Annotated in this window: 18 protein-coding genes and 1 pseudogene; 10 read left to right on the forward strand and 9 right to left on the reverse strand. The window is 72.8% G+C overall.

Annotation, left to right across the window (positions count from 1 at the left end):
* The first annotated feature begins 59 nt into the window (after positions 1–59).
* The gene (locus ACIBBB_RS01210; RefSeq protein WP_398977453.1) at positions 60–485 is read left to right on the forward strand and encodes an ATP-binding protein; all 426 of its coding nucleotides are present in this window, start codon (positions 60–62) and stop codon (positions 483–485) included.
* Positions 486–611: 126 nt separating this feature from the next.
* Here the strand turns inward: ACIBBB_RS01210 and ACIBBB_RS01215 are convergent, their stop codons facing one another.
* Together ACIBBB_RS01215 and ACIBBB_RS01220 are read right to left on the reverse strand one after the other, a co-directional pair.
* Positions 612–1,703, reverse strand: coding sequence for a DUF2637 domain-containing protein (locus ACIBBB_RS01215; RefSeq protein WP_398977455.1), 1,092 nt, complete (start codon positions 1,701–1,703; stop codon positions 612–614).
* A gap of 225 nt (positions 1,704–1,928) precedes the next feature.
* The gene (locus tag ACIBBB_RS01220) at positions 1,929–2,777 is read right to left on the reverse strand and encodes a (2Fe-2S)-binding protein (RefSeq protein WP_398977457.1); all 849 of its coding nucleotides are present in this window, start codon (positions 2,775–2,777) and stop codon (positions 1,929–1,931) included.
* A gap of 221 nt (positions 2,778–2,998) precedes the next feature.
* On the opposite strand from ACIBBB_RS01220, the gene ACIBBB_RS01225 reads away from it, so the two are divergent.
* Entirely contained in the window at positions 2,999–3,871 is an 873-nt protein-coding gene (locus tag ACIBBB_RS01225) for a GntR family transcriptional regulator (RefSeq protein ID WP_398977459.1), read from the forward strand.
* Positions 3,872–4,015: 144 nt separating this feature from the next.
* A pseudogene (locus tag ACIBBB_RS01230) lies at positions 4,016–5,062 on the forward strand (acyltransferase family protein); the annotation flags it as partial.
* 419 nt (positions 5,063–5,481) lie between these two features.
* On the opposite strand, the gene ACIBBB_RS01235 reads toward ACIBBB_RS01230, so the two are convergent.
* The 3 genes from ACIBBB_RS01235 to ACIBBB_RS01245 form a co-directional block, all read right to left on the reverse strand.
* Positions 5,482–6,240, reverse strand: a complete 759-nt coding sequence (locus tag ACIBBB_RS01235; RefSeq protein WP_398977461.1) for a hypothetical protein — start codon at positions 6,238–6,240, stop codon at positions 5,482–5,484.
* A 158-nt stretch (positions 6,241–6,398) separates the two neighbouring features.
* A complete protein-coding gene (locus ACIBBB_RS01240) occupies positions 6,399–6,572 on the reverse strand; it encodes a hypothetical protein (protein WP_398977463.1) in 174 nt (57 codons plus the stop codon).
* Positions 6,573–6,666: 94 nt separating this feature from the next.
* Entirely contained in the window at positions 6,667–8,430 is a 1,764-nt protein-coding gene (locus ACIBBB_RS01245) for a PucR family transcriptional regulator (protein ID WP_398978756.1), read from the reverse strand.
* Positions 8,431–8,767: 337 nt separating this feature from the next.
* Here ACIBBB_RS01245 and ACIBBB_RS01250 point away from each other — a divergent pair, with 337 nt between their 5' ends.
* From ACIBBB_RS01250 to ACIBBB_RS01270, 5 genes are all read left to right on the forward strand, one after another.
* A complete protein-coding gene (locus ACIBBB_RS01250) occupies positions 8,768–9,658 on the forward strand; it encodes an FAD binding domain-containing protein (RefSeq protein ID WP_398977465.1) in 891 nt (296 codons plus the stop codon).
* Between the two features lie 2 nt (positions 9,659–9,660).
* Entirely contained in the window at positions 9,661–10,302 is a 642-nt protein-coding gene (locus ACIBBB_RS01255; RefSeq protein ID WP_398977467.1) for a (2Fe-2S)-binding protein, read from the forward strand.
* A gap of 2 nt (positions 10,303–10,304) precedes the next feature.
* On the forward strand, positions 10,305–12,719 hold the full coding sequence (locus tag ACIBBB_RS01260) for a xanthine dehydrogenase family protein molybdopterin-binding subunit (RefSeq protein ID WP_398977469.1): 2,415 nt from the start codon (positions 10,305–10,307) through the stop codon (positions 12,717–12,719).
* Between the two features lie 216 nt (positions 12,720–12,935).
* A complete protein-coding gene (locus ACIBBB_RS01265; protein WP_398977471.1) occupies positions 12,936–14,396 on the forward strand; it encodes an NCS2 family permease in 1,461 nt (486 codons plus the stop codon).
* 49 nt (positions 14,397–14,445) lie between these two features.
* Positions 14,446–15,597 (forward strand): XdhC family protein, encoded by a 1,152-nt coding sequence (locus ACIBBB_RS01270; RefSeq protein WP_398977473.1) that lies wholly within the window; start codon positions 14,446–14,448, stop codon positions 15,595–15,597.
* A 162-nt stretch (positions 15,598–15,759) separates the two neighbouring features.
* On the opposite strand, the gene ACIBBB_RS01275 is transcribed toward ACIBBB_RS01270, so the two are convergent.
* Positions 15,760–16,821 carry a UbiA family prenyltransferase gene (locus ACIBBB_RS01275; protein ID WP_398977475.1) on the reverse strand — a complete coding sequence of 354 codons (1,062 nt, stop codon included), beginning with the start codon at positions 16,819–16,821 and terminating at the stop codon, positions 15,760–15,762.
* Between the two features lie 294 nt (positions 16,822–17,115).
* Between ACIBBB_RS01275 and ACIBBB_RS01280 the strand changes: the two genes are divergently transcribed.
* Positions 17,116–18,930 carry a glycoside hydrolase family 9 protein gene (locus tag ACIBBB_RS01280; protein WP_398977477.1) on the forward strand — a complete coding sequence of 605 codons (1,815 nt, stop codon included), beginning with the start codon at positions 17,116–17,118 and terminating at the stop codon, positions 18,928–18,930.
* 37 nt (positions 18,931–18,967) lie between these two features.
* Here the strand turns inward: ACIBBB_RS01280 and ACIBBB_RS01285 are convergent, their stop codons facing one another.
* Positions 18,968–20,002 (reverse strand): LacI family DNA-binding transcriptional regulator, encoded by a 1,035-nt coding sequence (locus tag ACIBBB_RS01285; protein WP_398977479.1) that lies wholly within the window; start codon positions 20,000–20,002, stop codon positions 18,968–18,970.
* 256 nt (positions 20,003–20,258) lie between these two features.
* On the opposite strand from ACIBBB_RS01285, the gene ACIBBB_RS01290 reads away from it, so the two are divergent.
* Positions 20,259–20,993, forward strand: coding sequence for a VOC family protein (locus ACIBBB_RS01290; RefSeq protein WP_398977481.1), 735 nt, complete (start codon positions 20,259–20,261; stop codon positions 20,991–20,993).
* A gap of 147 nt (positions 20,994–21,140) precedes the next feature.
* Here ACIBBB_RS01290 and lysA read toward each other — a convergent pair whose 3' ends face one another.
* Both lysA and ACIBBB_RS01300 read right to left on the reverse strand, forming a co-directional pair.
* Complete coding sequence (gene lysA / locus ACIBBB_RS01295; protein ID WP_398977483.1) at positions 21,141–22,472, reverse strand: diaminopimelate decarboxylase; 1,332 nt, start codon at positions 22,470–22,472, stop codon at positions 21,141–21,143.
* Entirely contained in the window at positions 22,469–22,855 is a 387-nt protein-coding gene (locus tag ACIBBB_RS01300) for an SAV_915 family protein (RefSeq protein WP_398977485.1), read from the reverse strand. The genes lysA and ACIBBB_RS01300 overlap by 4 nt, the downstream gene beginning before the upstream one ends.
* Positions 22,856–22,962 lie beyond the last annotated feature (107 nt).

Genomic DNA, 22,962 nt, shown 5'->3' on the forward strand with positions numbered 1-22,962 from the left:
CATCTCGGGGAGGGCGTTCAAGAGAGGAAGCTCGTACAGACGGTAGCGGCATGGGGGGGATGGGGGACATGAAAGGCACGGGGGAGGCGCGACTGCTGCGCAAACAGTTGCTCCGCAGAGTGGAGGGTGCCGATCTCACGGCGGTGCCCGAGGTCAGACACGCGCTGCGCGAGCTGCTGAGCCACTGGCGGGAGCGTGAATCGGCCGAGGTGGCCGAGCTGCTCACGAGCGAACTGGTCACCAACGCGCTGGTGCACACCGACCACGGAGCGGTGGTCAAGGCCATCGTCGCCGATTCGCGGCTACGGGTGGAGGTGCGGGACTTCGTCGACGCACCGCCGACGCCCAACGAGCCGGACGTGGACGACGGGACGCACGGGCGGGGGCTGATCCTGGTGGATGGGCTCGCCGACGCCTGGGGCGTGCGGTCACAGGGGCTGGGCAAGATGGTCTGGTTCGAGCTGGACGGCGAGTCGGCCGCCTGAGACGGCTTGTCCGGCGGTCCGCCCCGCCCCGGGACGACGGACCGGCGCGACGGTTGTCCGTCACGCCGGTCGCGAGTTCACCCACGGTGTCGTCGGTGTTGTCGCTGTCGTTCCTCGGGACGGCGCTCAGCCGAACTGCTGCTCAAGGTCCTTGAGCTTGCGCTCCAGCGAGTCGAGCCGGGGCAGCGCCTGGGTGTCGTCCTCGGCGGTCAGGTCAACGGTGCGGCCCTCGGAACCCTTCACTGCCTGAAGGGAGGGCCGGGAGCGTACGGGCAACTGGTCCGGTTCGCGGAGTTCGGGGCGGAGTTCGGGTATGACGGGCTCCGGCGCGGCCGGACCCACCGCGGGGGTCGAGTTCGCCGGGCTGCCCACGGCCGGTACCGGCGTCGCCCCCGGCAGCTCGACCTGGCGGCCACGGCCGCGCCCCCAGGCCCGGTGCTGCCGGTTGAGCGCCTTGATCCTGGCCCGGCCCAGCTTCTCCTGCTCGCGCCGCCGGTGCCTGTTCTGCTCCTTCTGCCTGCGGTCCTCGCGTACCTCGTCGACCGCCTCGTCCAGTGTGCGTACGCCTTCGAGAAGCATCAGCGACCAGGCGCCGAAGGTCTCACGGGGCGCCCGCAGCCACCGTACGATCCGGATCTGCGGCAACGGACGCGGCACCAGGCCCTGTTCGCGCAGCGCGGCGCGGCGGGTCTGCTTCAGAGCCCGGTCGAAGAGCACGGCGGCGGAGAGCGACATGCCGGCGAAGAACTGCGGCGCGCCCGCGTGTTCCAGACCGCGCGGCGCGTGGACCCAGTTGAACCAGGCCGCCGCTCCTGCGAAGGTCCACACCAGCAGCCGCGAGCCGAGAGCCGCGTCGCCGTGGCTGGCCTCGCGCACGGCGAGTACGGAGCAGAACATCGCCGCCCCGTCGAGGCCGAACGGGACGAGATACTCCCAGCCGCCGGTGAGGTTGAGGTTTTGCCGGCCGAAGCCGACGAGCCCGTGGAAGGAGAGCGCGGCGGCCACCGCGGCGCAGCAGAAGAGCAGTACGTAGGAGGCGGTCCCGTAGACCGCTTCCTTCCGCCTGCGGCGGTCCTCACTGCGTTCCCAGGAGTCCTCGGCCGCGGTCTTGACGCCGGCGCGCTTTCCGCGCGCGATGATTGCCACCGCCGCCAGGACCCCGACGAGCATCACGACGCCCGGAAGCAGCCAGTTGAGCGGTATGTCGGTCAGTCGCATGCGGTGTCCCTTGCATCGCAGTGGGGCGGTTCGGGCGCCATATTGGCCGAACCGCGACCCCGCTCAGAGGGTTTCGGGACAAGAGAACGCCAACGAGGCGCAAGGACACGCGAATAGGTGTGATCTGCTCGAACGGACGCCTGGGGGCGATGAGTTGCGTTCGATTTCGGACCGTCCTCAAGCACCTGGACGGGTGGCATGGTTCCGGCGAACCACGCGGGAGCGTCAGTTGCTGTTTGCGCTCAGTCGGCGGACGCGCTCGGAGTCGCAGGTGCGCGGACAGGTCACGCACGTGTCCTCGGGCCGCAGCGTGTAGAAGAGGCAGCAGCTCGCCCGGTTCCTGGTCGGCAGCGATTCGCCGTCGGTGCCGACCAGTTCACGGAAGCCCGCCGTACCGACGTACGGCTTCGTGGTGCCGGGCAGCAGCAGTTCCAGCTCCGCCATCGCGCGCCGCTCCTCGCCCAGCAGATGCGCGACGTACCAGAGCCCCTCGACGACCTCGTCCGTCGCCATGCCCCACAGGGCGCGGTCGCGCCGCCGCATGCGCGGCCCGAACGCGGCGAGCACCGGGCCGAGATGGTCGGCCACCGCGTCGCGCACCTCGGCGCGCAGCGCCTCCTCGTCCGGTACGACCCTGGCGCCCGGCAGGGCGGCGGCCGGGTCGCCGGGCAGACACGCGAACTCGTCGACACGGACGGCCATCCGGCCCCGTGTCCGCTGGAAGGCGACGTTCTCCACCGGCACCCGCGGCACCCGGCGGCTGACGAACCACGGCACGGTGATCAACAGGCAGGCGGGCCAGGCGTAGCGGTGCAGTCCGAAGGTCGCGACGACGTCGGGGCGGGCCCGCTGCCCGTAGTCGCGGACCACCTGCGCGTCGTCCCAGGCGAGGAAGGCGTCGACGGCGGGGCCGCCCGCCGCGAGATCGGTGGCGCCGACCCAGCCCTCGTCCGCCGTCGGCCGTTCGCCGGCGGTGAGCTCGTCGATGCCCAGGGACGGGAGCACCTCGGTCAGACGCCGGTAGGCGTCGGCGACCGGTGAGAACCGACCGGGCAGCAGAGCGGGCACAGACATCCTGGGAACCACCGAATCGCGCTCGTCTGAAGGTGAGGCTTACCTTACCCGACACGATGGATGTGTGAACTGTCCCCCGTCCGCCTATGGTGCTCCGGAGGCCCCTGATGTGCGAGCCGGGCCGGGGACCACGGGCCCCTGGTCAGCACGCGGGAATCGGTCGGGCCCGCGCGGCACGCGGGATGAGCTGGAAGAACGTGACGGACGGAGGAGGAGGCGCAGTGGAGCGGAGCAGAGCGCGCGACGACGCGGCCACGCCCTCCACCCCCCGGGAGCAGGCGTCGTCGCCCGACGGGACGCAGGTCGGCGGCCCTCCGCGGGTCCCCGAGCAGGCGCGCGGCGAGCACACGCACGGCACGCCCCGCACCGGCCACGCCGACCGCCGACGGCCCGCGTCCGCCGGAGCGGGCGCCCCCGCCGCCGCCCCGCCCCCCGCGCCGGCTCCCTCGGCCGAGCCCGGCGTGCGCCGCACGGTGAGGCGTCACTCCGTACGCGGCCAGATCCTCGACGCCCTGCGTACCGCCCTCGTCAGCGGCGAGCTGGTACCCGGCCAGGTCTACTCCGGTCCCGCACTCGGCGAGCGCTTCGGAGTCTCCGCGACCCCCGTGCGCGAGGCCATGCAGCAGCTCGTGCTCGAAGGCGCCGTGGAGGTCGTGCCCAACCGCGGCTTCCGCGTCGCCGAGCGCACCGCCCGCGACCTCGCCGAGCTGGCCGAGGTACGCGCGCTGATCGAGGTCCCGGTGATGCTGGGGCTGGCCCGTACCGTCGCCGCCGAGCGCTGGGCGGAACTGCGCCCGCTCGCCGAGGCGACCGTCGCGGCGGCGGCGTGCGGCGATCTCGCCGCCTACGGCGAGCACGACCGCGCCTTCCACGGCGCACTCCTCCGCCTCTCCGGCAACCACCAGCTGGTCATGGTCGCCGACGAACTACACCGCCGCGCCCAGTGGCCGCTCGCCGGACCACCGAGGACGATCGGGGCCGCGCTCGTCGCGGACGCCGCCGAGCACTCCGCCCTGCTGGACGCCCTGATCGCCCGGGATCTCCCGGTCGTGCGCTCGCTCGTACGGGAGCACTTCACAGGCGGCGCGGGCTGACCGCCCGCTCCACCAGGGCCCGTCTTCCGGATCTTCCCGCCGTCGCCGGGCCGCGCGTCGCGCCCCCGCTTTGGCGTCGCGCGCGTGTACGGGTAGCGTCACCCAGTCTTCATCTTCCGGCCATCACCCACACCACGGGACGTCATGCGCGCCAGCAGTGCTCGTCAGCCAGCCACCACTGCCGACCGGCAAGGTCTGTCCGGCCGGGACCGGCTGCCGTCCCTCACCGGTCTGCGGTTCTGGGCCGCGTTGATCGTGGTGCTCTACCACCTGTCCCGGCAGGTCGGCGAGATCCCCGGCCTCAGCCAGGCCGCCTGGTACGGGCGCAGCGGCGTCACCTTCTTCTTCGTCCTGTCCGGCTTCGTACTCGCCTGGACCTATGACGGTCAGCGCGTGCCCGCCAGGGTCTTCCTGTGGCGGCGCTTCGCCCGTATCTGGCCCCTGCTCGCGGTGACGTCGGCGGCCTCCGTCGCCGTCTGGATCGCGATCGGCAAGGCGGTGTCCGCCAAGGCCGTGCTCGCCACGCTGCTGATGGTGCACGCCTGGTCCCCCGACACGGTCATCCAGAAGGGCGCGAACCCGGCGGCCTGGTCGCTCAGCGACGAGGCCTGGTTCTATCTGATCTTCCCGCTGCTGATGATGCTGCCGCTGCTGAGGACGGGCCGGGGCCGCCTCTGGGTCATGGTGACGATGAGCGTCGCACTCGTGGGCGTCTGGTTGGCCGGCGCGCTGATCGAGACCGGCGCCACCCGCGTGTGGCTGCTCGACTACTTCCCGCCGACGCGCATGCTCCAGTTCGTGATCGGTGTGGCCGCCGGACTGGCCGTCAAGCGGGGCCGGAGCTCACCGGTCGGGCTGCCGACGGCGATCGGCCTGGTCGTGCTCTGGCATCTGGTGCTCGTCCCGTGGCACCACGCCGTCCCCGACAGCCTCTGGTACAGCCCGTACAGCGCCTCCCAGTTGCTCTCCGCGCCGATCTTCGCCCTGCTGGTGTGCGCGGCGGCCCAGGCGGATCTGCGGGGCAGCCGTACGGGGTTGGGCGGGGCGTGGGCGGTACGGCTGGGGCACTGGTCCTTCGCCTGGTACCTGGTGCACGAGATCGTCATCCGCTCCCTGCTCGCCCGCTACGGCCGCACGGAGTCCCTGGCCACCACCGCGGGCTTCTGGCTGCTGGCGATCGTGACCAGCCTGGTGGTCGCGGGGATGGCGTACCAGTGGGTGGAGCACCCGCTGGAGCGGCTGTTGCGCAGGGCGGGCCCGCAGGCGCGCAAGAGCCCGGCGCCGGGCGACCAGGACCCGGCGGGGGTGGGGGGCGGGGGGCCCCCCCCCCCCCCCCCGGGGTGGCAAACAGCCCGGGGGGCCCGGGGTCTCGCCGGACGAGGGCGGCCCGGCGGGGTGGTGGGGGGGGGGGGGCGGGGGGGGGGGGGGGGGGGGGGGGGGGGGGGCCCGGGGGGGGCCCCCCCCGGGGGGGGGGGGCCCCCGGGCCGGGGGGGGGGGGGGGGCCGGCCCCCCCCCCACGACGACGTCGGGTTCGATCACAGCCCGGTGAGCCCGGTGAGTCGCGGTACTCGGGCGGCCGGGCTCGGGCGACGGTGCTCGGGCGGTGTCGCTCAGGCGGCCGTACTCGGCGCGAGCTGCGCCGCCAGCCACGTCGGGACGCCGTCCAGCAGCCGGAACAGCCGCCCCGCCTCCGCGCGCAGGCGCGTGGCCTCCGGCTCCGGTTCGGCGTCGGCCAGCGCGGCGAGCGCCGGAGCCGTACCGACCAGATAGCCGAGCTCCACACGGATCCGCAGCGACTCGCCGAAGCCGTGCCGCGCCTCCGCCAACTCGCCCTCGCGCAGGGCGAGTCCGGCCAGATGTCGCCAGGTGAAGGAGAGCAGCAAGGTCTGCCCGTGCGCGGTGGCGCCCGCGTGGGCGCGCCGGTAGGCGGCGAGGGCCGACTGCGGGGAGTCCGAGAGGTGTTCGGCGATCAGCCCCCGGCGGAAGTCGAGCAGCGGCCGGGCGAGCGCCGTCGGGGCCAGCAGCGCGGCGGCCCGGCCGAGCGCGGCACGTGCCTCGTCGGCGCGGTCGCGCACGCCGAGGATCGTGGCCGCGTACGCGAGATGACCGCGCTCGCTGGCGGCGCCACCCCGTTCGTCGTCCTCACGGGCGGTGGCCTCCGCGAGGCGGAGCGCGTCCTCCGCCTCGGGCCAGCCCTCACCGGTGAACAAACACCGTTCCACCAGCAGTGACGCCCGCTGGAGCGAGGGCGCGGCGCCCGGATGGGGCGCGAGCAGGGCGGCCGCGTCGGTCCAACAGCCGCGCGAGCGCAGCCGCCATACCGCGGTCTGGAGTGGGTCGTCCCCGGTGGTGGATCCGGAACCAGACATGGCGGTATCCGCCACATTGCCCTCCCCGAGCGCGCCATTGTGCTGTTGAGTTCTCCCGCATCTCAGCACGGATCGGCACGCCGGGCCAATAGCTCAGGTGAAAAAATTCACAATGCCTTGGTCAACAAGGGGTCGACAAGGGCCGGTTCGACGCTCCCTCAGAGGGCGGGCGAGCACCCTCCGGGCGGGTCCTCGTCGGCGCGCCCACCCCGGCTGACCAGCGACGGACTCCCGCCGCCGGGCGGCGGGGAGTTCACCGTGCGGACGGCCACGGGCCGGTCCACGTCAAGGAGTTGGATCTCGCCGTGACCGCCACGGGTGACAGCGGTCAACCTGGCACCGGGTGACGCGCTTCGCGGCACGGCTCGGCACTTCGCCGCTTCCAAGCCCGCTCTCGGCCCGCATCCCGGCGCGTCCCCCGAGCCGTCAGCTCATCCGGAGCGCCAGGAAGAAGTCGAGCTTGTCCTCCAGCCGGGACAGATCGCGCCCCGTCAGCTGCTCGATGCGCCCCACCCGGTACCGCAGCGTGTTCACATGCAGATGCAGCCGGGCCGCGCAGCGCGTCCAGGAGCCGTCGCAGTCGAGGAACGCCCCGAGCGTCGGGACCAGTTCGGCGCGGTGGCGGCGGTCGTAGTCCCACAGCGGGTCGAGCAGCCGCGCGGTGAACGCGCGCCGCACGTCGTCCGGGACGAACGGCAGCAGCAGTACGTGCGAGGCCAGTTCGTGGTGACCGGCGGCGCACACCCGGCCGGGACGCGCCGCGGCCACCCGGCGGGCGTGCCGGGCCTCCTCCAGCGCGCCGCGCAGGCCCTCGGCCGAGTGCACGGCCGCGCTGACGCCCAGGGTCAGCCGGCCGTCGTCGGCGAGGCCGGCGGCCAGCGGTTCACGTACGGCTGCCAGCAGCACGTCCGCCCGCAGGCCGCCGTGCGCCGGCTTGGCGCCCCCGCCGCCCTCACCCTCACCCTGGGAGGCCGGGGGCACCGGCGCCGGCATCGGCAGCAGCGCGATCGCCTCGCCGCCCGTGTGCGCGACCGCGATCCGCTCGCCCGACTCCATGCCCGCCGTCGCCGGATCGACCAGGATCTCCTCCAGCAGCGACTGGGCGACTGCCCCCGACCCGGCCGCGCCTCCCGAGCCGTCCGCGGCGCCTGTGCCTTCCCCACCGTCCGCGGCGCCTTCCTCCTGCCAGTCAACGCGCGCCACCACGATCTGCCAGTGCGGGGCCGCCCCCTGGCCGGGCAGCAGCACCGGCGCCGCGACCCTCAGCCGCGCCGCGATCTCGGCGGGCGGGGCGCTCGCCTGGACCAGTTCGAGGATCTCCTGGGCGAGCCTGCGCCGCACCGTACGCGCCGCGTCCCGCCGGTCCCGCTCGACCGCGATCAGCTGGGTGACGCCCTGGAGCAGATCCAGCCGGGGCGCGGCCCACTCACCGGCGTCCGCCTCCACGGCCAGGAGCCAGTCGGACAGGACACCATTCCGTACGTCGGCGCCCACGCCGCCCGCCGCCGTCGCGGCGCCACGGCCCGGCCGGCGTACCGGGAACAGCGAGTACGTCGTCCCGCCCAGGGCCACCCGGTGCGGCGCCCGCCGCCCCGCGCGCACCGCCGCCAGATGCTCCGTCGCCAGCGCCGCGCCCGCCGCGGCCGACAGCGGCTCGCTCGCGCCCGCGATCCGCCGCCCGGTGGGCGAGAGCACCCAGGCCCGCAGGTCGAGGTCGGTCCCGAGAAGATCCAGCACGACGTCCGGCCCGCCGCCGGTGGGGCCCGACGTCATCAGCCTGCGGTGCCGGTCGACGACGGCGGCCAGGTCCCCGGCGCGCTCGCCGGAGACCTGCCGCACCACGTACTCGGTGATCGTCGCGAACGCGACGGACTCGTTCACCGCGAAGAGCGGCAGCCGGTGCCGCCGGCACGCCCCGACCAGGTCGTCCGGGATCGCGCCCAGCTCGGCCTCACCGGCCGCCAGCCCCACGACACCGGCGCCCGCGAGGAGCCGTACGAAGGGCTCGGAGTCCTCGGGCGCACGCCGCCAGGCCAGACCGGTCAGGACCAGCTCACCGCCGGACAGATAGCGGCTCGGGTCCCGCAGGTCGGTGGTCATCACCCCGCGTACGGTCCGGTCGAGCTCGTCCCGGCCGCCGAGCAGCCGCAGGCCCAGCGCATCGGTCTCCAGCAGTGCGCGCAGCCGCATCTCGTCGCCGCCGATCAGTCTCGTCGTGCCGGGGAGGGCAGGGGTGGGCCAGGTGAAGGCGCGGCGTTCGGCGGGCGTTCGCCGCGTCGCCATTTGTTCGAATCTACAAGACCCGGAAGCCGCCCAGGCAACTCCTTCAGTGTTTCGGTGACTGCACCGGACGGGGCACGGCCGGTGTACTTGGGCCACACAGCGTTAACAGCTAGTGAATATCCGCGTGAGACAACCGGACCCAACCGGTCGCGCGGCCCGTCGCGTACAGACCGGACCAGCAGTCGAGACTCCGGCCGTCCCCGGGCTCCGGTGAACGACCGATCACGAATGAAGAGAGCCACTCATGGACTTCCTTCGCCCCGCCGGCTGGGAGGAGGCGCTCGCCGCCAAGGCCGAGCACCCCACCGCCGTCCCCCTCGCGGGTGGCACCGATGTCATGGTCGAGATCAACTTCGACCACCGACGGCCCGAGTACCTGATGGACCTGGGCCGCATCGGCGAACTGCGCGAATGGGCGGTCGGCGAGAAGAACGTCCGGCTGGGCGCCTCCGTCCCGTACACCAGGATCATGGAACACCTGCGGACCGAGCTGCCCGGACTGGCGCTCGCCTCGCACACCGTCGGCTCGCCCCAGATCCGTAACAGGGGATCCGTCGGCGGCAACCTCGGCGCGGCCTCGCCCGCCGGGGACGCGCACCCCGCGCTCCTCTCGGCGGGTGCCGAGGTGGAGGTGGAGTCGGTACGGGGGGTGCGCCGCATTCCCGTCGAGGAGTTCTACACGGGCGTCAAGCGCAACGCCCTGGCCCCCGACGAGCTGATCAAAGCCGTCCTCATCAAGAAGGCGACGGGGCCGCAGCAGTTCTCCAAGGTCGGCACGCGCAACGCGATGGTCATCGCGGTCTGCGCGTTCGGCATCGCGCTGCATCCCGACACCCGCACCGTGAAGACCGGCATCGGCTCCGCCGCGCCCACCCCGCTGCGGGCCCGCGTCGCCGAGGACTTCCTCAACGCGGCGCTGGAGGAGGGCGGTTTCTGGGACAGCGGCAAGGTCATCACTCCGTCGGTCGCCAAGCAGTTCGCCGACCTCGCGTCCGGCGCCTGCAATCCGATCGACGACGTGCGCGGCACCGCGAAGTACCGCCGCCACGCGGTGGGCATCATGGCCCGCCGCACGCTCGGCTGGACCTGGGAGCAGTACCGGGCCACCGGCACCACGCTTGAAGGAGCTGCGTAACGATGCGTGTGAACTTCACGGTCAACGGCCGTCCCCAGGAGGCCGACGACGTCTGGGAGGGCGAGTCCCTGCTCTACGTCCTGCGTGAGCGCATGGGCCTGCCCGGCTCGAAGAACGCCTGCGAACAGGGCGAATGCGGCTCCTGTACGGTCCGCCTCGACGGCGTGCCCGTCTGTGCGTGCCTCGTCGCGGCCGGCCAGGTCGAGGGCCGCGACGTGGTCACCGTCGAGGGTCTGGCCGACTACTCGCGGCACCGCGCCGACGTACACCCGGGCGGCGGCTGCGCCTCAGGAGCCTCGGACGGGTCCGGAGGCTCGTGCGGTACGAGCCTGAAGGAGGCCCGGCAGTGGCAGGCCAAGGGCACCAAGGGCACCGACTCCCAGACCGGCGAGGGCGCCGAGCTCTCGCCCATTCAGGAGGCGTTCATCGACGCGGGCGCCGTGCAGTGCGGCTTCTGCACCCCCGGACTGCTGATCGCCGCCGACGAGATGCTGGAGCGCAACCCCTCGCCGTCCGACGCGGACATCCGCGAGGCGCTCTCCGGCAACCTCTGCCGCTGCACCGGCTACGAGAAGATCCTCGACGCCGTCCGACTCGCGGCGGCCCGTCAGGGGCGCACCGGATCCCAGGAAAGCGCGGTCTGACGATGCCGAAGAATCCCCGCGCCGCGACCGTCCCGGCCGGCACCCCCACCGGCGTCAGCCAGCGCCCCGGCTCCCAGACCAAGGGCGGCATCGGAGAGTCCACGCTCCGCCCCGACGGCACCCTCAAGGTCACCGGCGAGTTCGCGTACTCCTCCGACATGTGGCACGAGGACATGCTCTGGGGCCACACGCTGCGCAGCACCGTGGCGCATGCCGAGATCCGCTCGATCGACACCGCCGAGGCGCTGGCCACCCCCGGCGTCCACGCGGTCCTCACCCACGACGACCTGCCGACGGAGGTCAAGCGGTACGGCCTGGAGTTCCAGGACACCCCCGTCCTCGCCCACGGCAAGGTCCGCCACCACGGCGAGCCCGTCGCGATCGTCGCCGCCGACCACCCCGAGACCGCGCGCCGCGCCGCGGCCAAGATCCGGATCGACTACGCGGACCTGCCGGTCGTCACCGACGAGGCGTCCGCCACCGCCGAGGGCGCGCCGCTGGTCCACGAGCATCGCGACGACCACCACGCGGGCCACGTACCGCACCCGAACATCGTGCACCGCCAGCCCATCGTGCGCGGCGACGCCGACAAGGCCGCCGAGCGCGCCGACGTGATCGTCTCCGGCGAGTACGTCTTCGGCATGCAGGACCAGGCGTTCCTCGGTCCGGAGTCCGGCCTCGCCGTGCCGGGCGAGGACGGCGGCGTCGATCTGTACGTCGCCACGCAGTGGCTGCACTCGGACCTCCGCCAGATCGCGCCCGTCCTCGGCCTGCCCGAGGACAAGGTCCGTATGACGCTCTCGGGCGTCGGCGGCGCGTTCGGCGGCCGTGAGGATCTGTCGATGCAGATCCACGCCTGTCTGCTCGCGCTGCGCACCGGCAAACCCGTCAAGATCGTCTACAACCGCTTCGAGTCCTTCTTCGGGCATGTGCACCGTCACCCGGCGAAGCTCTGGTACGAGCACGGGGCCACCAAGGACGGCAAGCTCACGCATCTGAAGTGCCGGATCGTGCTGGACGGCGGCGCCTACGCCTCCGCGTCCCCCGCCGTCGTCGGCAACGCCTCGTCGCTCTCCGTCGGCCCCTACGTCGTCGAGGACGTCGACATCGAGGCGCTGGCGCTCTACACCAACAACCCGCCCTGCGGCGCGATGCGCGGCTTCGGAGCCGTACAGGCGTGCTTCGCCTACGAGGCGCAGATGGACAAGCTCGCCGCCAGGCTCGACATGGACCCGGTGGAGTTCCGCCGTCTCAACGCCATGGAGCAGGGCACGCTCCTGCCCACCGGCCAGCGCGTCGACTCGCCCGCGCCCGTCGCCGAGTTGCTGCGCCGCGTCAAGGCGCGTCCGATGCCGCCGGAGCGGCAGTGGCTCACGGCGGGCGAGGCGGCCGACGTACGGGCGCTGCCCGGCGGTCTCTCCAACACCACGCACGGCGAGGGCGTCGTACGGGGCGTGGGCTACGCGGTCGGCATCAAGAACGTCGGTTTCTCCGAGGGCTTCGACGACTACTCCACCGCCCGCGTGCGGATGGAGGTCATGGGCGGCGAGCCGGTCGTCACCGTGCACACCGCGATGGCGGAGGTCGGCCAGGGCGGCGTCACCGTCCACGCGCAGATCGCCCGCACCGAGCTGGGCGTCGCACAGGTGACCATCCAGCCGGCCGACACCCGTGTGGGGTCCGCCGGTTCGACCTCCGCGTCCCGTCAGACGTATGTCACGGGCGGCGCGGTCAAGAACACCTGCGCGCACGTACGCGAGCAGGTCCTGGAGATCGGCCGCGCCAAGTTCGGTACGTACCACCCCGCCTGGGCCACGGCCGAGCTGCTGCTCGAAGGCGGCAAGGTCGTCACCGACGGCGGCGAGGTCCTGGCCGATCTGGCGGATGTCCTGGAGGGCGAGTCGGTCGACCTCGAACTTCAGTGGCGGCACCGCCCCACCGAGGCCTTCGACCTGCGTACGGGGCAGGGGAACGGCCATGTCCAGTACTCGTTCGCCGCGCACCGCGCGGTGGTCGAGGTGGACACGGAGCTGGGCCTGGTCAAGGTGATCGAGCTGGCCGTCGCCCAGGACGTCGGCAAGGCGCTCAACCCGCTGTCGGTCCTCGGCCAGATCCAGGGCGGCACCACCCAGGGACTGGGTGTGGCGGTCATGGAAGAGATCATCGTCGACCCGAAGACCGCGAAGGTACGCAACCCGTCCTTCACGGACTATCTGATCCCCACCATCCTCGACACGCCGACGATCCCCGTCGACGTGCTCGAACTGGCCGACGAGCACGCGCCGTACGGGCTGCGTGGCGTCGGCGAGGCCCCGACCCTGTCGTCGACCCCCGCCGTGCTCGCGGCGATCCGCGACGCGACGGGGCTGGAGCTGAACAGGACGCCGGTACGGCCGGAGCACCTCACCGGCACCTGACCGGAGCCCCCGGCCGCCGCACCGCTCGCGGTGGCCGAGCACCACTCAACGCACCACGCGAGGGCACCACCGAAACGAAACACCACCCGCAACACCCAGTCAGAACAACCCAGTTCGCCTCGGGCCGTCCCCCGGGTCGTGCAGCCGGCGCACCATCCCAAATCCCGCATCTCGGTCTTCTCGCGGGTGCCCCTGTGAACCTTGGGAGTAGGCATCATGACCCAGCAGTCCGTGCAGCCCAGGACAACCGCCGACGACGCCGGCCCAGGCTCGCGTCCCCCGGCCGGAAGGTCCTGGCTCGACCGGTATTTCCACGTGTCCCAGCGGGGATCCACCGTCGCGCGTGAAGTGCGCGGCGGCGTCACGACCTTCATGGCCATGGCGTACATCCTGCTGCTCAACCCGCTCATCCTGGGCGGGAAGGACGTCGCGGGCAATGTGCTCAGCCAGCCCGCGCTGATCACCGCCACCGTCGTCGCCGCGGCGGTCACCACCCTGCTGATGGGTATCGTCGGCAAGGTGCCGCTGGCCCTCGCCGCCGGGCTGTCCGTCTCCGGCGTGATCTCCACCCAGGTGGCGCCGAACATGACGTGGCCGCAGGCCATGGGCATGTGCGTGATGTACGGCGTCGTGATCATGCTGCTGGTCGTCACCGGCCTGCGCGAGATGATCATGAACGCCATCCCGCTCGCCCTCAAGCACGCGATCACGATGGGCATCGGCACCTTCGTCGCGCTGATCGGCCTCGTCAAGGCGGGCTTCGTACACGCCTCGCGGGGCGGCGGACCCGTCACCCTGGGCCCGGCCGGCGAGCTGGCAGGCTGGCCCGTCCTGATCTTCGCCGTCACCCTCCTCCTGATCTTCATGCTCCAGGCCCGCGATGTGCCCGGGGCGATCCTGATCGGCATCGTCGTCGGCACGGTCGTGGCCGCCGTACTGAACGCCGCCGGAGTCATCGGTGCCAAGGCATGGGCGAGCGGACCGCCCGAGCTGACCGGCAGTGCCGTCTCCATGCCGGACTTCTCGCTCTTCGGTGACATCGAGTTCGGCGGCTGGGGCGAGGTCGGCGCCATGACGGTCGGCATGATCGTCTTCACGCTCGTACTCGCCGGCTTCTTCGACGCGATGGCCACCATCATCGGCGTCGGTACGGAGGCCGAACTCGCCGACGAGAAGGGCCGTATGCCGGGCCTGTCGAAGGCGCTGTTCATCGACGGCGCGGGCGGTGTGATCGGCGGTGTCGCGGGCGGCTCCGGCCAGACCGTGTTCGTGGAGTCCGCGACCGGTGTCGGCGAGGGTGCCCGTACGGGCTTCGCCTCCGTCGTCACCGGCCTCTTCTTCGCCGCGTGCCTCTTCTTCAGCCCGATCACCCAGATCGTCCCCGGCGAGGTGGCGGCGGCGGCCCTGGTGGTCATCGGCGCGATGATGATGCAGAACGCCAGGCACGTGGACTGGAACGACCGCGCGGTCGCCGTCCCGGTCTTCCTGACCGTGGTGATCATGCCGTTCACCTACCAGATAACCGCCGGGGTCGCCGCCGGAGTCATCTCCTACGTCGCCATCAAGGTCGCCCAGGGCAAGGTCAGGGAGATCGGCGCGTTCATGTGGGGGCTGACCGTGATCTTCCTCGTCTTCTTCGCCCTCCACCCGATCGAGGGCTGGCTCGGCGTGGGCTGACGCGCCGCGACGCTCCGCACATCCGATACTGAGAACAGAGGAGGCCGACATGCTGGACATCGCCGAAGAACTGAACCGGTGGGTCGAGCGGGGACGTGACTTCGCCGTGGCCACCGTGGTGGCCGTCGGCGGCAGCGCGCCCCGGCAGCCGGGCGCCGCCCTCGCCGTGGACGGCGCGGGCACGGCGATCGGCTCGGTCTCCGGCGGATGTGTCGAGGGCGCGGTCTACGAGCTGTGCGGGGACGCCCTGGACAACGGCGAGACCGTCCTTCAGACCTTCGGCTACAGCGACGAGGACGCCTTCGCCGTGGGCCTGACCTGCGGCGGCGTCATCGACATCCTCGTCACGCCCGTACGCGCGGACTCTCCCGGCGGGGACGTGTTCCGGGCCGCGCTCTCCGCCGCCGCCCGAGGGGAGGCGGCGGCGGTCGCACGGGTCACCGACGGGCCCGCCGACCTGCGGGGCCGCGCGCTCCTCGTACGCCCCGGGGGAGCGTACGAGGGGACGCTGGGCGGCCACCCGGAGCTGGACCGCGCCGCCGCGGACCAGGCGCGTGCCCTGCTGGACGCGGGCCGCACCGGCACCGTCACGATCGGCGAGGACGGCTCGCGCTGCGGACGCCCGCTGACGCTGCTTGTCGAGTCGAGCGTGCCCGCCCCGCGCATGATCGTCTTCGGTGCGATCGACTTCGCGTCCGCCCTGGTCAGGGTGGGGAAGTTCCTCGGCTACCACGTCACGGTGTGTGACGCCCGCCCCGTCTTCGCCACCCGTGTCCGCTTCCCGGACGCCGACGAGATCGTCGTGGACTGGCCGCACCGCTATCTGGAGTCGACGGAGACCGACGGCCGTACGGTGCTCTGCGTGCTGACCCACGACGCCAAGTTCGACATCCCCCTGCTGGAACTCGCCCTCAGACTGCCCGTCGCCTACGTCGGCGCCATGGGCTCCCGGCGCACCCACCTCGACCGCGACGAGCGCCTGCGCGGCGTCGGCGTCACCGAACTGGAGCTGGCGAGGCTGCGCAGCCCCATCGGCCTGGACCTCGGCGCGCTCACACCCGAGGAGACCGCGCTGTCGATCGCGGCGGAGATCGTCGCCAACCGGCGCGGCGGCACCGGCGTCCCACTGACCGGCGCCCACACCCCGATCCACCACGAACGGAGCAGGGCGCCCGCGGACCGCATCGGCTCCGTCGCCTGACGGCGACGGGGCGGGGGAGTTCCCAGGGATGGTCGGTCAGCCCGGTGCCGGGACGGAGCGGCGCCCCGGCATGGCGCCTCCTACGAGTGAGCAGCCCACTGAGAACAGCCCATGGCCACGGCCACCTGCCGGAGCCCCAGGGATACGGCCCGGAGGGCACCGTCATCCGCGCCGTCGGCGCCGTCGCCCCGATCCCGCGAGGGCCGGCCCCGCATGGGCGGGGCCCAGTTCGTAACGGGCTATCAGATGCCGCCGGTTGCAGGCGGCCACCAGGACCGTGGCACCGGCGGCCAGTGCCAGCGGACCCGGGTCGGCGAGGTGGGCGAGGAACGCCGAGCAGGCCAGGACGCGGGCGAGAAGGTTCCGCTGGGCGGCGTCCAGGGCGTGCCACGGGCGCAACGCCCCGCGCCGTTCGAGGGACACCCGCAGGGCGCCGATGTCACAGACCAGCGCGGCGCCGAGCAGCAGACCGGTCGCCGCCGCCCTGGCCGGGGTGGTCGCGTGGCCCGAACTCCACGTCAGTACGACGGCGAGGATCCAGCAGGCCTCCACGACGGTGGCCACCAGGAGCGTGGCGCGCACTCCGTGGCGTACGGGCAGCGTGCGCCAGCCGGCCCGCCGGTCGCCCTCGGGGTCGGTCAGCGTCAGCAGCACGTTGTACAGCGTGCCGTGCAGCCCCGCCGCGCAGGCCACCAGCCAGACGGCCGGCGGGGGCCAGGACGGGTGGGCGACCATGGCTCCCCACAGGACGAGGCCGCCCAGTGTCGCCATGCCTTCGACGAGGTCCCCGACCAGGCCGTACGCCTTGAGCCGGTGGTGGTACGCCATGTGCAGGCCGTACGCGACGGCGAGGGCGATGAGGGAACGCCAGTTGTGTGCCAGCCCGCCGATCGCCGCCACGGTGACGCAGAGCGCGGCGGTCGTGCGGGCCCGGCGGGCGGAGAGCGCGCCGGAGGGGATCGGCCGGTGCGGCTTGGCCAGCGCGTCACCGTCGCGGCCGAGATAGTCCCCCAGGTAGGCGCCGCCGATACCGCCCAGCGTGCACAGCGCCCAGACGCTCACCAGGAGGGGAGTGCCCGGCGCGCTGCCCGTGGTGTAGGCGCCGACCAGGCCCAGCAGCCCGTAACTCGCGGATTCGTACACCCGCCAGGTGCGCACATGCGCCAGCACCCGGCGAGGCACTCGCCCGGCGCCGGGAGTGCCCCGGCCATGTCTCTCGGTCATGCTCCACCCCCGTGCGGGAGAACGGCTGCCGGCGCCGGCCGCCGCACCGGCCGAACACGCGGGGCGCGGGCCCGGCTTCACGGTCCCGGATGCCGTACGCCCTGTTCAAGGCGGTCGAGCGGGATTCATCCGAAGGGCTGGAGTGGGGGCACACCGTGCGCCGGCCTCGCCCCGGCGCCGCCGCGCACACGCGTGAAGGGAGCAGGCCACCGGGGTGTCGGTCGGATTTTATTAACAATCGTCCGTTATGTTCTCCGCGACCCGATCCCAGGTGTGCCGCGGAGGTGCCGCCCCATGCGTACATTCCTGTTCCCCTCCCTGTCGCTCGCCCTGGCCGCCGCCGTGGTGCCCGCCGCGTTCGGGCAGGCCACGGTCGGTGGATCGACCGGTCCCGGCCCCGTGCGGGTCAACCAGATCGGCTACGCGACCGGCGCCGACAAGATCGCGACCGTGGTCGCGGCGGCCAGGTCCCCGCTGAGGTGGCAGCTCAAGGACGACAGGGGCCGTACGGTCTCCTCCGGCACCACCCGCGTCGTCGGCGCCGACAAGGCGTCCGGGGACCATGTCCACCAGGCCGACTTCTCCCGGGCCACCGGCCGGGGGGTCCACCGGCTCACGGTCGCGGGCGTCGGGACGAGCGTGCCGTTCACCGTCACGCCTGAGCCGCTCTACCCGGACCTCGGCCGAGAAGCCATGCGGTACTTCTACTTCCACCGCATGGGCACCCCGGTCAAGGCCGAGCACCTCCAGCACGCCGCCCACGCGCACGCCGCACTGCACCCCGGCGACAACTCCGTTCCCTGCTACAAGAACTGGTGCGGCAAGGACTCCAGGAGCGGCAAGGCGCAGCGGCTCGACGTCGCGGGCTCCTGGGCCGACGCGGGCGACTTCGGCGTCTACCCCGTCAACCACGCCATCGCCGCCTGGACCCTGCTGAACCTCTACGAGCGCGAAAACCAGGCGTACGCGGACGGCAGTCTGGCCCTTCCCGAGCGGGCCAACGGCGTGCCCGACATCCTCGACGAGGTCGCCTACGGCTCACGCTTCATGTCCGGCATGCTCCCCGAAGCCGGCCTGGCGTCGCACAAGGTGCACAACCACACCTGGAGCCCGTTCCCCGTCAAGGACATCGCCGCCGAGAACGCCATGCCCCGCTCCGCGATGCCGCCGTCCACCAACGCCACCTATGCCGTCGCCCGTACCAACGCCCAACTCGCCCGCGTACTGCGGAAGTTCGACGCCAAGAAGGCCGACCGCCTCTGGGCGTCCGCACAGGACGCCTGGAAGCGCGCCGAGGCCCGCCCCGACGTCGACTACCCCGAGGCCAACGACGGCACCGACGCCGAGGGCGGCGGCGACTACCCCGACACCCAGAACAGCGACGACCGCTACGCGGCGGCGGCCGAGCTCTACCTCACCGCCGAGAGGCGCGCCGACCGCACCGTCAAGACCTACCGGGGCGCCCTCACCCGCTCCGCGCACTACGGCGAGATCGCCCCCGTCGACTGGGGCCGGGTCGCCGCCGCCGGTACCCTCTCGCTGCTCGCCGTGCCCAACAGCCTCCCCGCCGCCGACCTGGCCACGATGCGTGCGAGTCTGCGTACCGTCGCCGACACGCTCGTCAAGACCCAGCGGGGCGAGGGGTACCCGGCGCTGATCTCCGGGGCCGAGGCCTACCCGTGGGGCTCCAACTCCGCGATCGTGAACCGGATGATGCTGCTCGGCACCGCGTACGACATCGGCCACGACCGGCGCCATCTGAAGGCCATGCACCGGGCCATGGACTATCTGCTCGGCACCAACGCGATGCGGATCTCGTACGTGACGGGCTACGGCGCCCACCCGGAGACCGACCTGCACGACCGGCTCGCCTGGGGGCAGTACCCCGCGACCCCGTACCCGAAGGGCTGGCTCTCCGGCGGCCCGAACAGCACTCTCATCAACGACCCGGTCACCCCCACCGGCCGCCCCGCCGCCAAGTCCTACGCCGGGCCCGGGACGGCGCCGAGCGCCTGGGGCTCGAAGGAGAACACCATCAACTGGAACGCGCCCCTGGTCTGGGTCGCGACCTACCTCAGGTCGACCGCCCCGGACCTGACTTCACGCTGACACCGAACGACGGCCCAGGTTCCCAGGAGGAGCGTTCTCAGGACGAGGTGCGCCGTACCAACTCCGTCGGCAGTACGACGTGCCGGCAGGGCGCGCCGGGGGCGTCGATCCCCTCCAGCAGCACCCGGGCCATCGCCCGCCCCATCTCCTCCACCGGCTGCCGTACGGAGGTGAGCGGAGGATCGGTGTGGGCGGCGATGGGGGAGTCGTCGAAGCCGACGACGGCCACGTCCCCGGGCACCCGGCGCCCCGCCGCCCGCAGCGAGTGCAGCGCGCCCGCCGCCATCACGTCGGACGCGGCGAAGACCGCGTCCAGGTCCGGGTGGCGGGCCAGCAGCTCCGTCATCGCCCGCCGCCCGCTCTCCTCGGTGAAGTCACCGTGCCCGGTCCACGACGGGTCCGCGTCACCCCCGGCGGCCGTCACGGCCTCCTGATACCCGCCGAGCCGGCACTGCGCCACGTACATGTCGAGCGGCCCGGTGATCGTGGCGATCCGCCGCCGCCCGGTCTCCGCGAGGTGCCGCACGGCGGCGCGGGCGCCGCCCACGTTGTCGGAGTCGACGTACGCCACGGACTCGGCGGCCGAACGGCGGCCGCTCAGCACCGTCGGCATGCCCATCTCGGCGAGCAGATCCGGCAGCGGGTCACTGCCGTGCACGGACACCAGCAGTACTCCGTCGACGCGGCCGGCGCGCGCGTACTGGAGGAAGCGCCGGCGCTCCCTCTCGGTGCGTACGAGCGTGAGCAGCAACTGCATCTCGGTGTCGGCGAGGCCGGTGCCCACACCGTGGAGCACGTCGGAGAAGTACGGCTCGGCGAAGAACCGCTTCTCGGTCTCCGGGATCACCAGCGCCACCGCGTCGGTACGGTTCCCGGCGAGGGCGCGGGCCGCCCGGTTGGGTATGTAGCCCAGTTCGGCGATGGCCCGCTCGACGAGCTGCCTGGTGGACTCCCGTACCCGCGGCGAGTTGTTGACGACGCGCGAGACGGTGCCCCGCCCCACGCCCGCGTGCGCCGCCACCTCTTCGAGGGTGGGCTGGCTCCGCCGGCCCGTACGTCCCCTTGCCACCATCCTGCGACCTCCATCGGGGGGGGGCTCCGTCGGGGGACCGTCATCCAACCATTGGGAGCGCTCCCACAATAAGTGGTTGATCATATCGCGGACGGGGGCCAGGTGCCGCACGGCATTACCTTCAAATACATTCAAAGGTGTCTGCCGTGCACGTAAGGGCACTAGCCTTCCGATGCGTCGCACGGGAGGGGGAGGGATTTCAATGGAACGGAGCGGAATGCCGAAAGCACAGGGAGTCGCCGGAGCGCCATGTTGGGTGAGCCTGCTCGCACGCGAACTGCCGGGCGCCCAGGACTTCTACGGCAAGGTCCTCGGCTGGACCTACCGGCGCGCGGGGCTCGGTGACGACTTCTCGGTGGCGCTCATCGACGGCATGCCCGTCGGCGGCATCGGAGCACTCGCGTCCTCTCTCCAGGTGGCCGTCTCCTGGACCCCGTACTTCAACGTCACGAACGTGGACGAGGCGGCGGCCCGGATCAGGGAGCGCGGCGGCACGGTCGGCGTCGGCCCGCTGGCCTTCCACACGGGGCGCGCCGCGCTCGCGGTCGACCCGGACGGCGCCGTCTTCGGGATCTGGGAAGGCTCCGTGCGCACCGACTGGTCGATGGGACGCGGCAGCGGCTCGGCCTCGTTGGAGCTGTGCACCAGGAACGCCGCCGAGGCGGGGCGCTTCTACTCGCTCACGCTCGGCTGGGAGCCGGAGGGCGAGGGGAAGCTGCGCCTGGCGCACGAGGAGGACGGGGCGGTGCTCCTCGACGGCGACGAGCCGCTCGCGCGCATCAGGGGCGGCGCCGTACAGGCGTCACCCGACCCGCAGATCCGGCCGCGCTGGCACGTGCACTTCAACGTGCGGGACGTGGGCGCCGCCGTCGAGGCGGCGCTGGCCTCCGGCGGCTCTCTCGTCGTGCGGTCGGACGCGTCGGCCGAGGTGGAGGAGGCCACGCTCCGGGACCCGGACGGGGCGCTCTTCACGGTCACCGCCGCGGTCTGAGAGGGCGTGGGACGCGGGCCGGGCAGAAGTGGTTCGGGGCGGACAGCCCCGACGAGGCGGCGGGCGGCACGCAGGAGGCCGTCGCCCTGAGCCACCTGCCGCCTTCGGACCCGCCTCCGTCAAGGACGCACAGACCCGGTCCCGGCCTCAGAGTCCGACGTCGCGGCGCCGTTGGTCGTCGAACGTCTCGCGTCGCACCAGCAGGCGCGAGCGCCCGTCGGCGACCGCCACCACCGGCGGGCGTCCGGTCATGTTGTAGCCCGACGCCATCGACACCTGGTACGCCCCCGACGCGGGCACCGCGAGCACGTCGCCGGGCCGTATGTCGTCCGGCAGTTCCACCCCGTCGGCGAGCACGTCCCCCGCCTCGCAGTGCCGGCCGACGACCGTGGCCGCCCGCATCGGCGCAGTCGAGGCGCGCCCGACCCGGCGGACCGTGTAGCGGGCGCCGTACAGCGCGGGGCGCGGGTTGTCGCTCATGCCGCCGTCCACGGCCACGAAGACCCGGCCGCCCGTCCGCTTCACGGCGAGCACCCGGTACAGCGCGATCCCGGCCGGCGCCATGATCGAGCGGCCGGGCTCCAGGGTCAGCCGCGGGACCGGCAGGCCCGCCTCGGCGCAGGCGCCGATCAGCGCCCGCCTGATCCGCCGTCCGTACACGGCGGGTGCCGGAGCCTCGTCGCCCGGCAGATACGCCGCGGCGAAGCCGCCGCCCAGGTCCAGCTCGGGCAGCACGACGCCGAACCGGTCCCGGATGCGTACGAGGAAGGAGACCAGCTCCCGCGCGGCCCGCTCGTACGGCTCGGGCGAGACGATCTGCGAGCCCAAGTGGCAGTGCAACCCGACCAGTTCGAGCTGCGACTGACCCACGATCCGGGCCACGGCGTCCTCCGCGTCCCCGTTCGCGATCGACAGCCCGAACTTCTGGCCCTCGGTCCCCGTACGGATCTTCGGGTGGGCACCGGCCTCGATGCCCGGCAGTACGCGGATCATCACCTGCTGCGAGTGGTGCGCGGGCACCTGTGCGGCGAGCCTGGCGATCTCGCAGTCCGCGTCGATGACGATCCTGCCGACGCCGAGCCGCAGCGCCGTCCCCAGATCGCGCGGCGACTTGGCGTTGCCGTGCAGCACGATCCGCTCGGCGGGGAAGCCCCGCGTGGCCGCGAGCTCCAGCTCGCCCGCCGAGCAGACGTCCAGGCCCAGGCCCTCCTGCTCCATCCAGTCCACGACGGCGCGGCACAGGAACGCCTTCGCCGCGTAGACGATCTCCGCCTCGGGCAGCGCGCGAACCCACGCGCGGGCCCGGGACCGGACCTCGCCCTCGTCGAGTACGTAGGTGGGGGTGCCGTAACGCTCGGCCAGCTCCAGGAGGGAGACGCCCGCGACGAGGAGGTCACCACCGGGCGCGGACACGGCCGACGCGGGCCAGACGGACGGGGTGCTCAGCTCGTTGACGACGAGCAGCGGTTCGGTGGTCACGCGCCCACCGCCAGCGGCACCTCGCCGGTGTGGCGCAGACACGGCCTCACCGTCGTGCGGGTGGGCGCGTGGCCGGGCGCGGGTGTCCGCCGGTCGACCGGCGCGGCGGCGAGCTGCGGGTCGACGGTCACGAGGACGACGCCGAGCGGTTCCGAGAGCGTCCGCAGACATGTTTCCGCAAGCCGGATGTAGGGCTGCCGCGGGCCGAGCGCGGCGATCAGCCCCCGTTCGCTGGTGAAACCGACGGCAGTGCGCGCGCCGAGCGGCGTGCGCATGAAGCGCAGCTGCCTGCCCCCGGCGGAGCCGAGCCGTACGGGTACGTACAGCGGCCCCGCCGGCTTGCGTTCTTCGGGGTCCGCGTCTTCGTGGGTGGTGCTCTCCATGGTGTCCTCCCCAGGGGAGTCGTCGCTGTCTGACACCTGGAAGCTATGCCCGGCCGGAGGCGGGCCGGACATCTCATGACGCGGCGTTGATCGGCCGGGCCGGTTAT

Source organism: Streptomyces sp. NPDC051217, from assembly GCF_044455465.1.
Lineage (GTDB): Bacteria > Actinomycetota > Actinomycetes > Streptomycetales > Streptomycetaceae > Streptomyces.

What these genes read in the sequence shown, in the direction of transcription:
- ACIBBB_RS01210 (WP_398977453.1), top strand. Translation starts at nt 60, where the DNA reads ATGGGGGACATGAAAGGCACGGGGGAGGCGCGACTGCTGCGCAAACAG.
- ACIBBB_RS01215 (WP_398977455.1), bottom strand. Translation starts at nt 1,703, where the DNA reads ATGCGACTGACCGACATACCGCTCAACTGGCTGCTTCCGGGCGTCGTG.
- ACIBBB_RS01220 (WP_398977457.1), bottom strand. Translation starts at nt 2,777, where the DNA reads ATGTCTGTGCCCGCTCTGCTGCCCGGTCGGTTCTCACCGGTCGCCGAC.
- ACIBBB_RS01235 (WP_398977461.1), bottom strand. Translation starts at nt 6,240, where the DNA reads ATGTCTGGTTCCGGATCCACCACCGGGGACGACCCACTCCAGACCGCG.
- ACIBBB_RS01245 (WP_398978756.1), bottom strand. Translation starts at nt 8,430, where the DNA reads ATGCGGCTGCGCGCACTGCTGGAGACCGATGCGCTGGGCCTGCGGCTG.
- ACIBBB_RS01250 (WP_398977465.1), top strand. Translation starts at nt 8,768, where the DNA reads ATGGACTTCCTTCGCCCCGCCGGCTGGGAGGAGGCGCTCGCCGCCAAG.
- ACIBBB_RS01255 (WP_398977467.1), top strand. Translation starts at nt 9,661, where the DNA reads ATGCGTGTGAACTTCACGGTCAACGGCCGTCCCCAGGAGGCCGACGAC.
- ACIBBB_RS01260 (WP_398977469.1), top strand. Translation starts at nt 10,305, where the DNA reads ATGCCGAAGAATCCCCGCGCCGCGACCGTCCCGGCCGGCACCCCCACC.
- ACIBBB_RS01265 (WP_398977471.1), top strand. Translation starts at nt 12,936, where the DNA reads ATGACCCAGCAGTCCGTGCAGCCCAGGACAACCGCCGACGACGCCGGC.
- ACIBBB_RS01270 (WP_398977473.1), top strand. Translation starts at nt 14,446, where the DNA reads ATGCTGGACATCGCCGAAGAACTGAACCGGTGGGTCGAGCGGGGACGT.
- ACIBBB_RS01275 (WP_398977475.1), bottom strand. Translation starts at nt 16,821, where the DNA reads ATGACCGAGAGACATGGCCGGGGCACTCCCGGCGCCGGGCGAGTGCCT.
- ACIBBB_RS01280 (WP_398977477.1), top strand. Translation starts at nt 17,116, where the DNA reads ATGCGTACATTCCTGTTCCCCTCCCTGTCGCTCGCCCTGGCCGCCGCC.
- ACIBBB_RS01285 (WP_398977479.1), bottom strand. Translation starts at nt 20,002, where the DNA reads ATGGTGGCAAGGGGACGTACGGGCCGGCGGAGCCAGCCCACCCTCGAA.
- ACIBBB_RS01300 (WP_398977485.1), bottom strand. Translation starts at nt 22,855, where the DNA reads ATGGAGAGCACCACCCACGAAGACGCGGACCCCGAAGAACGCAAGCCG.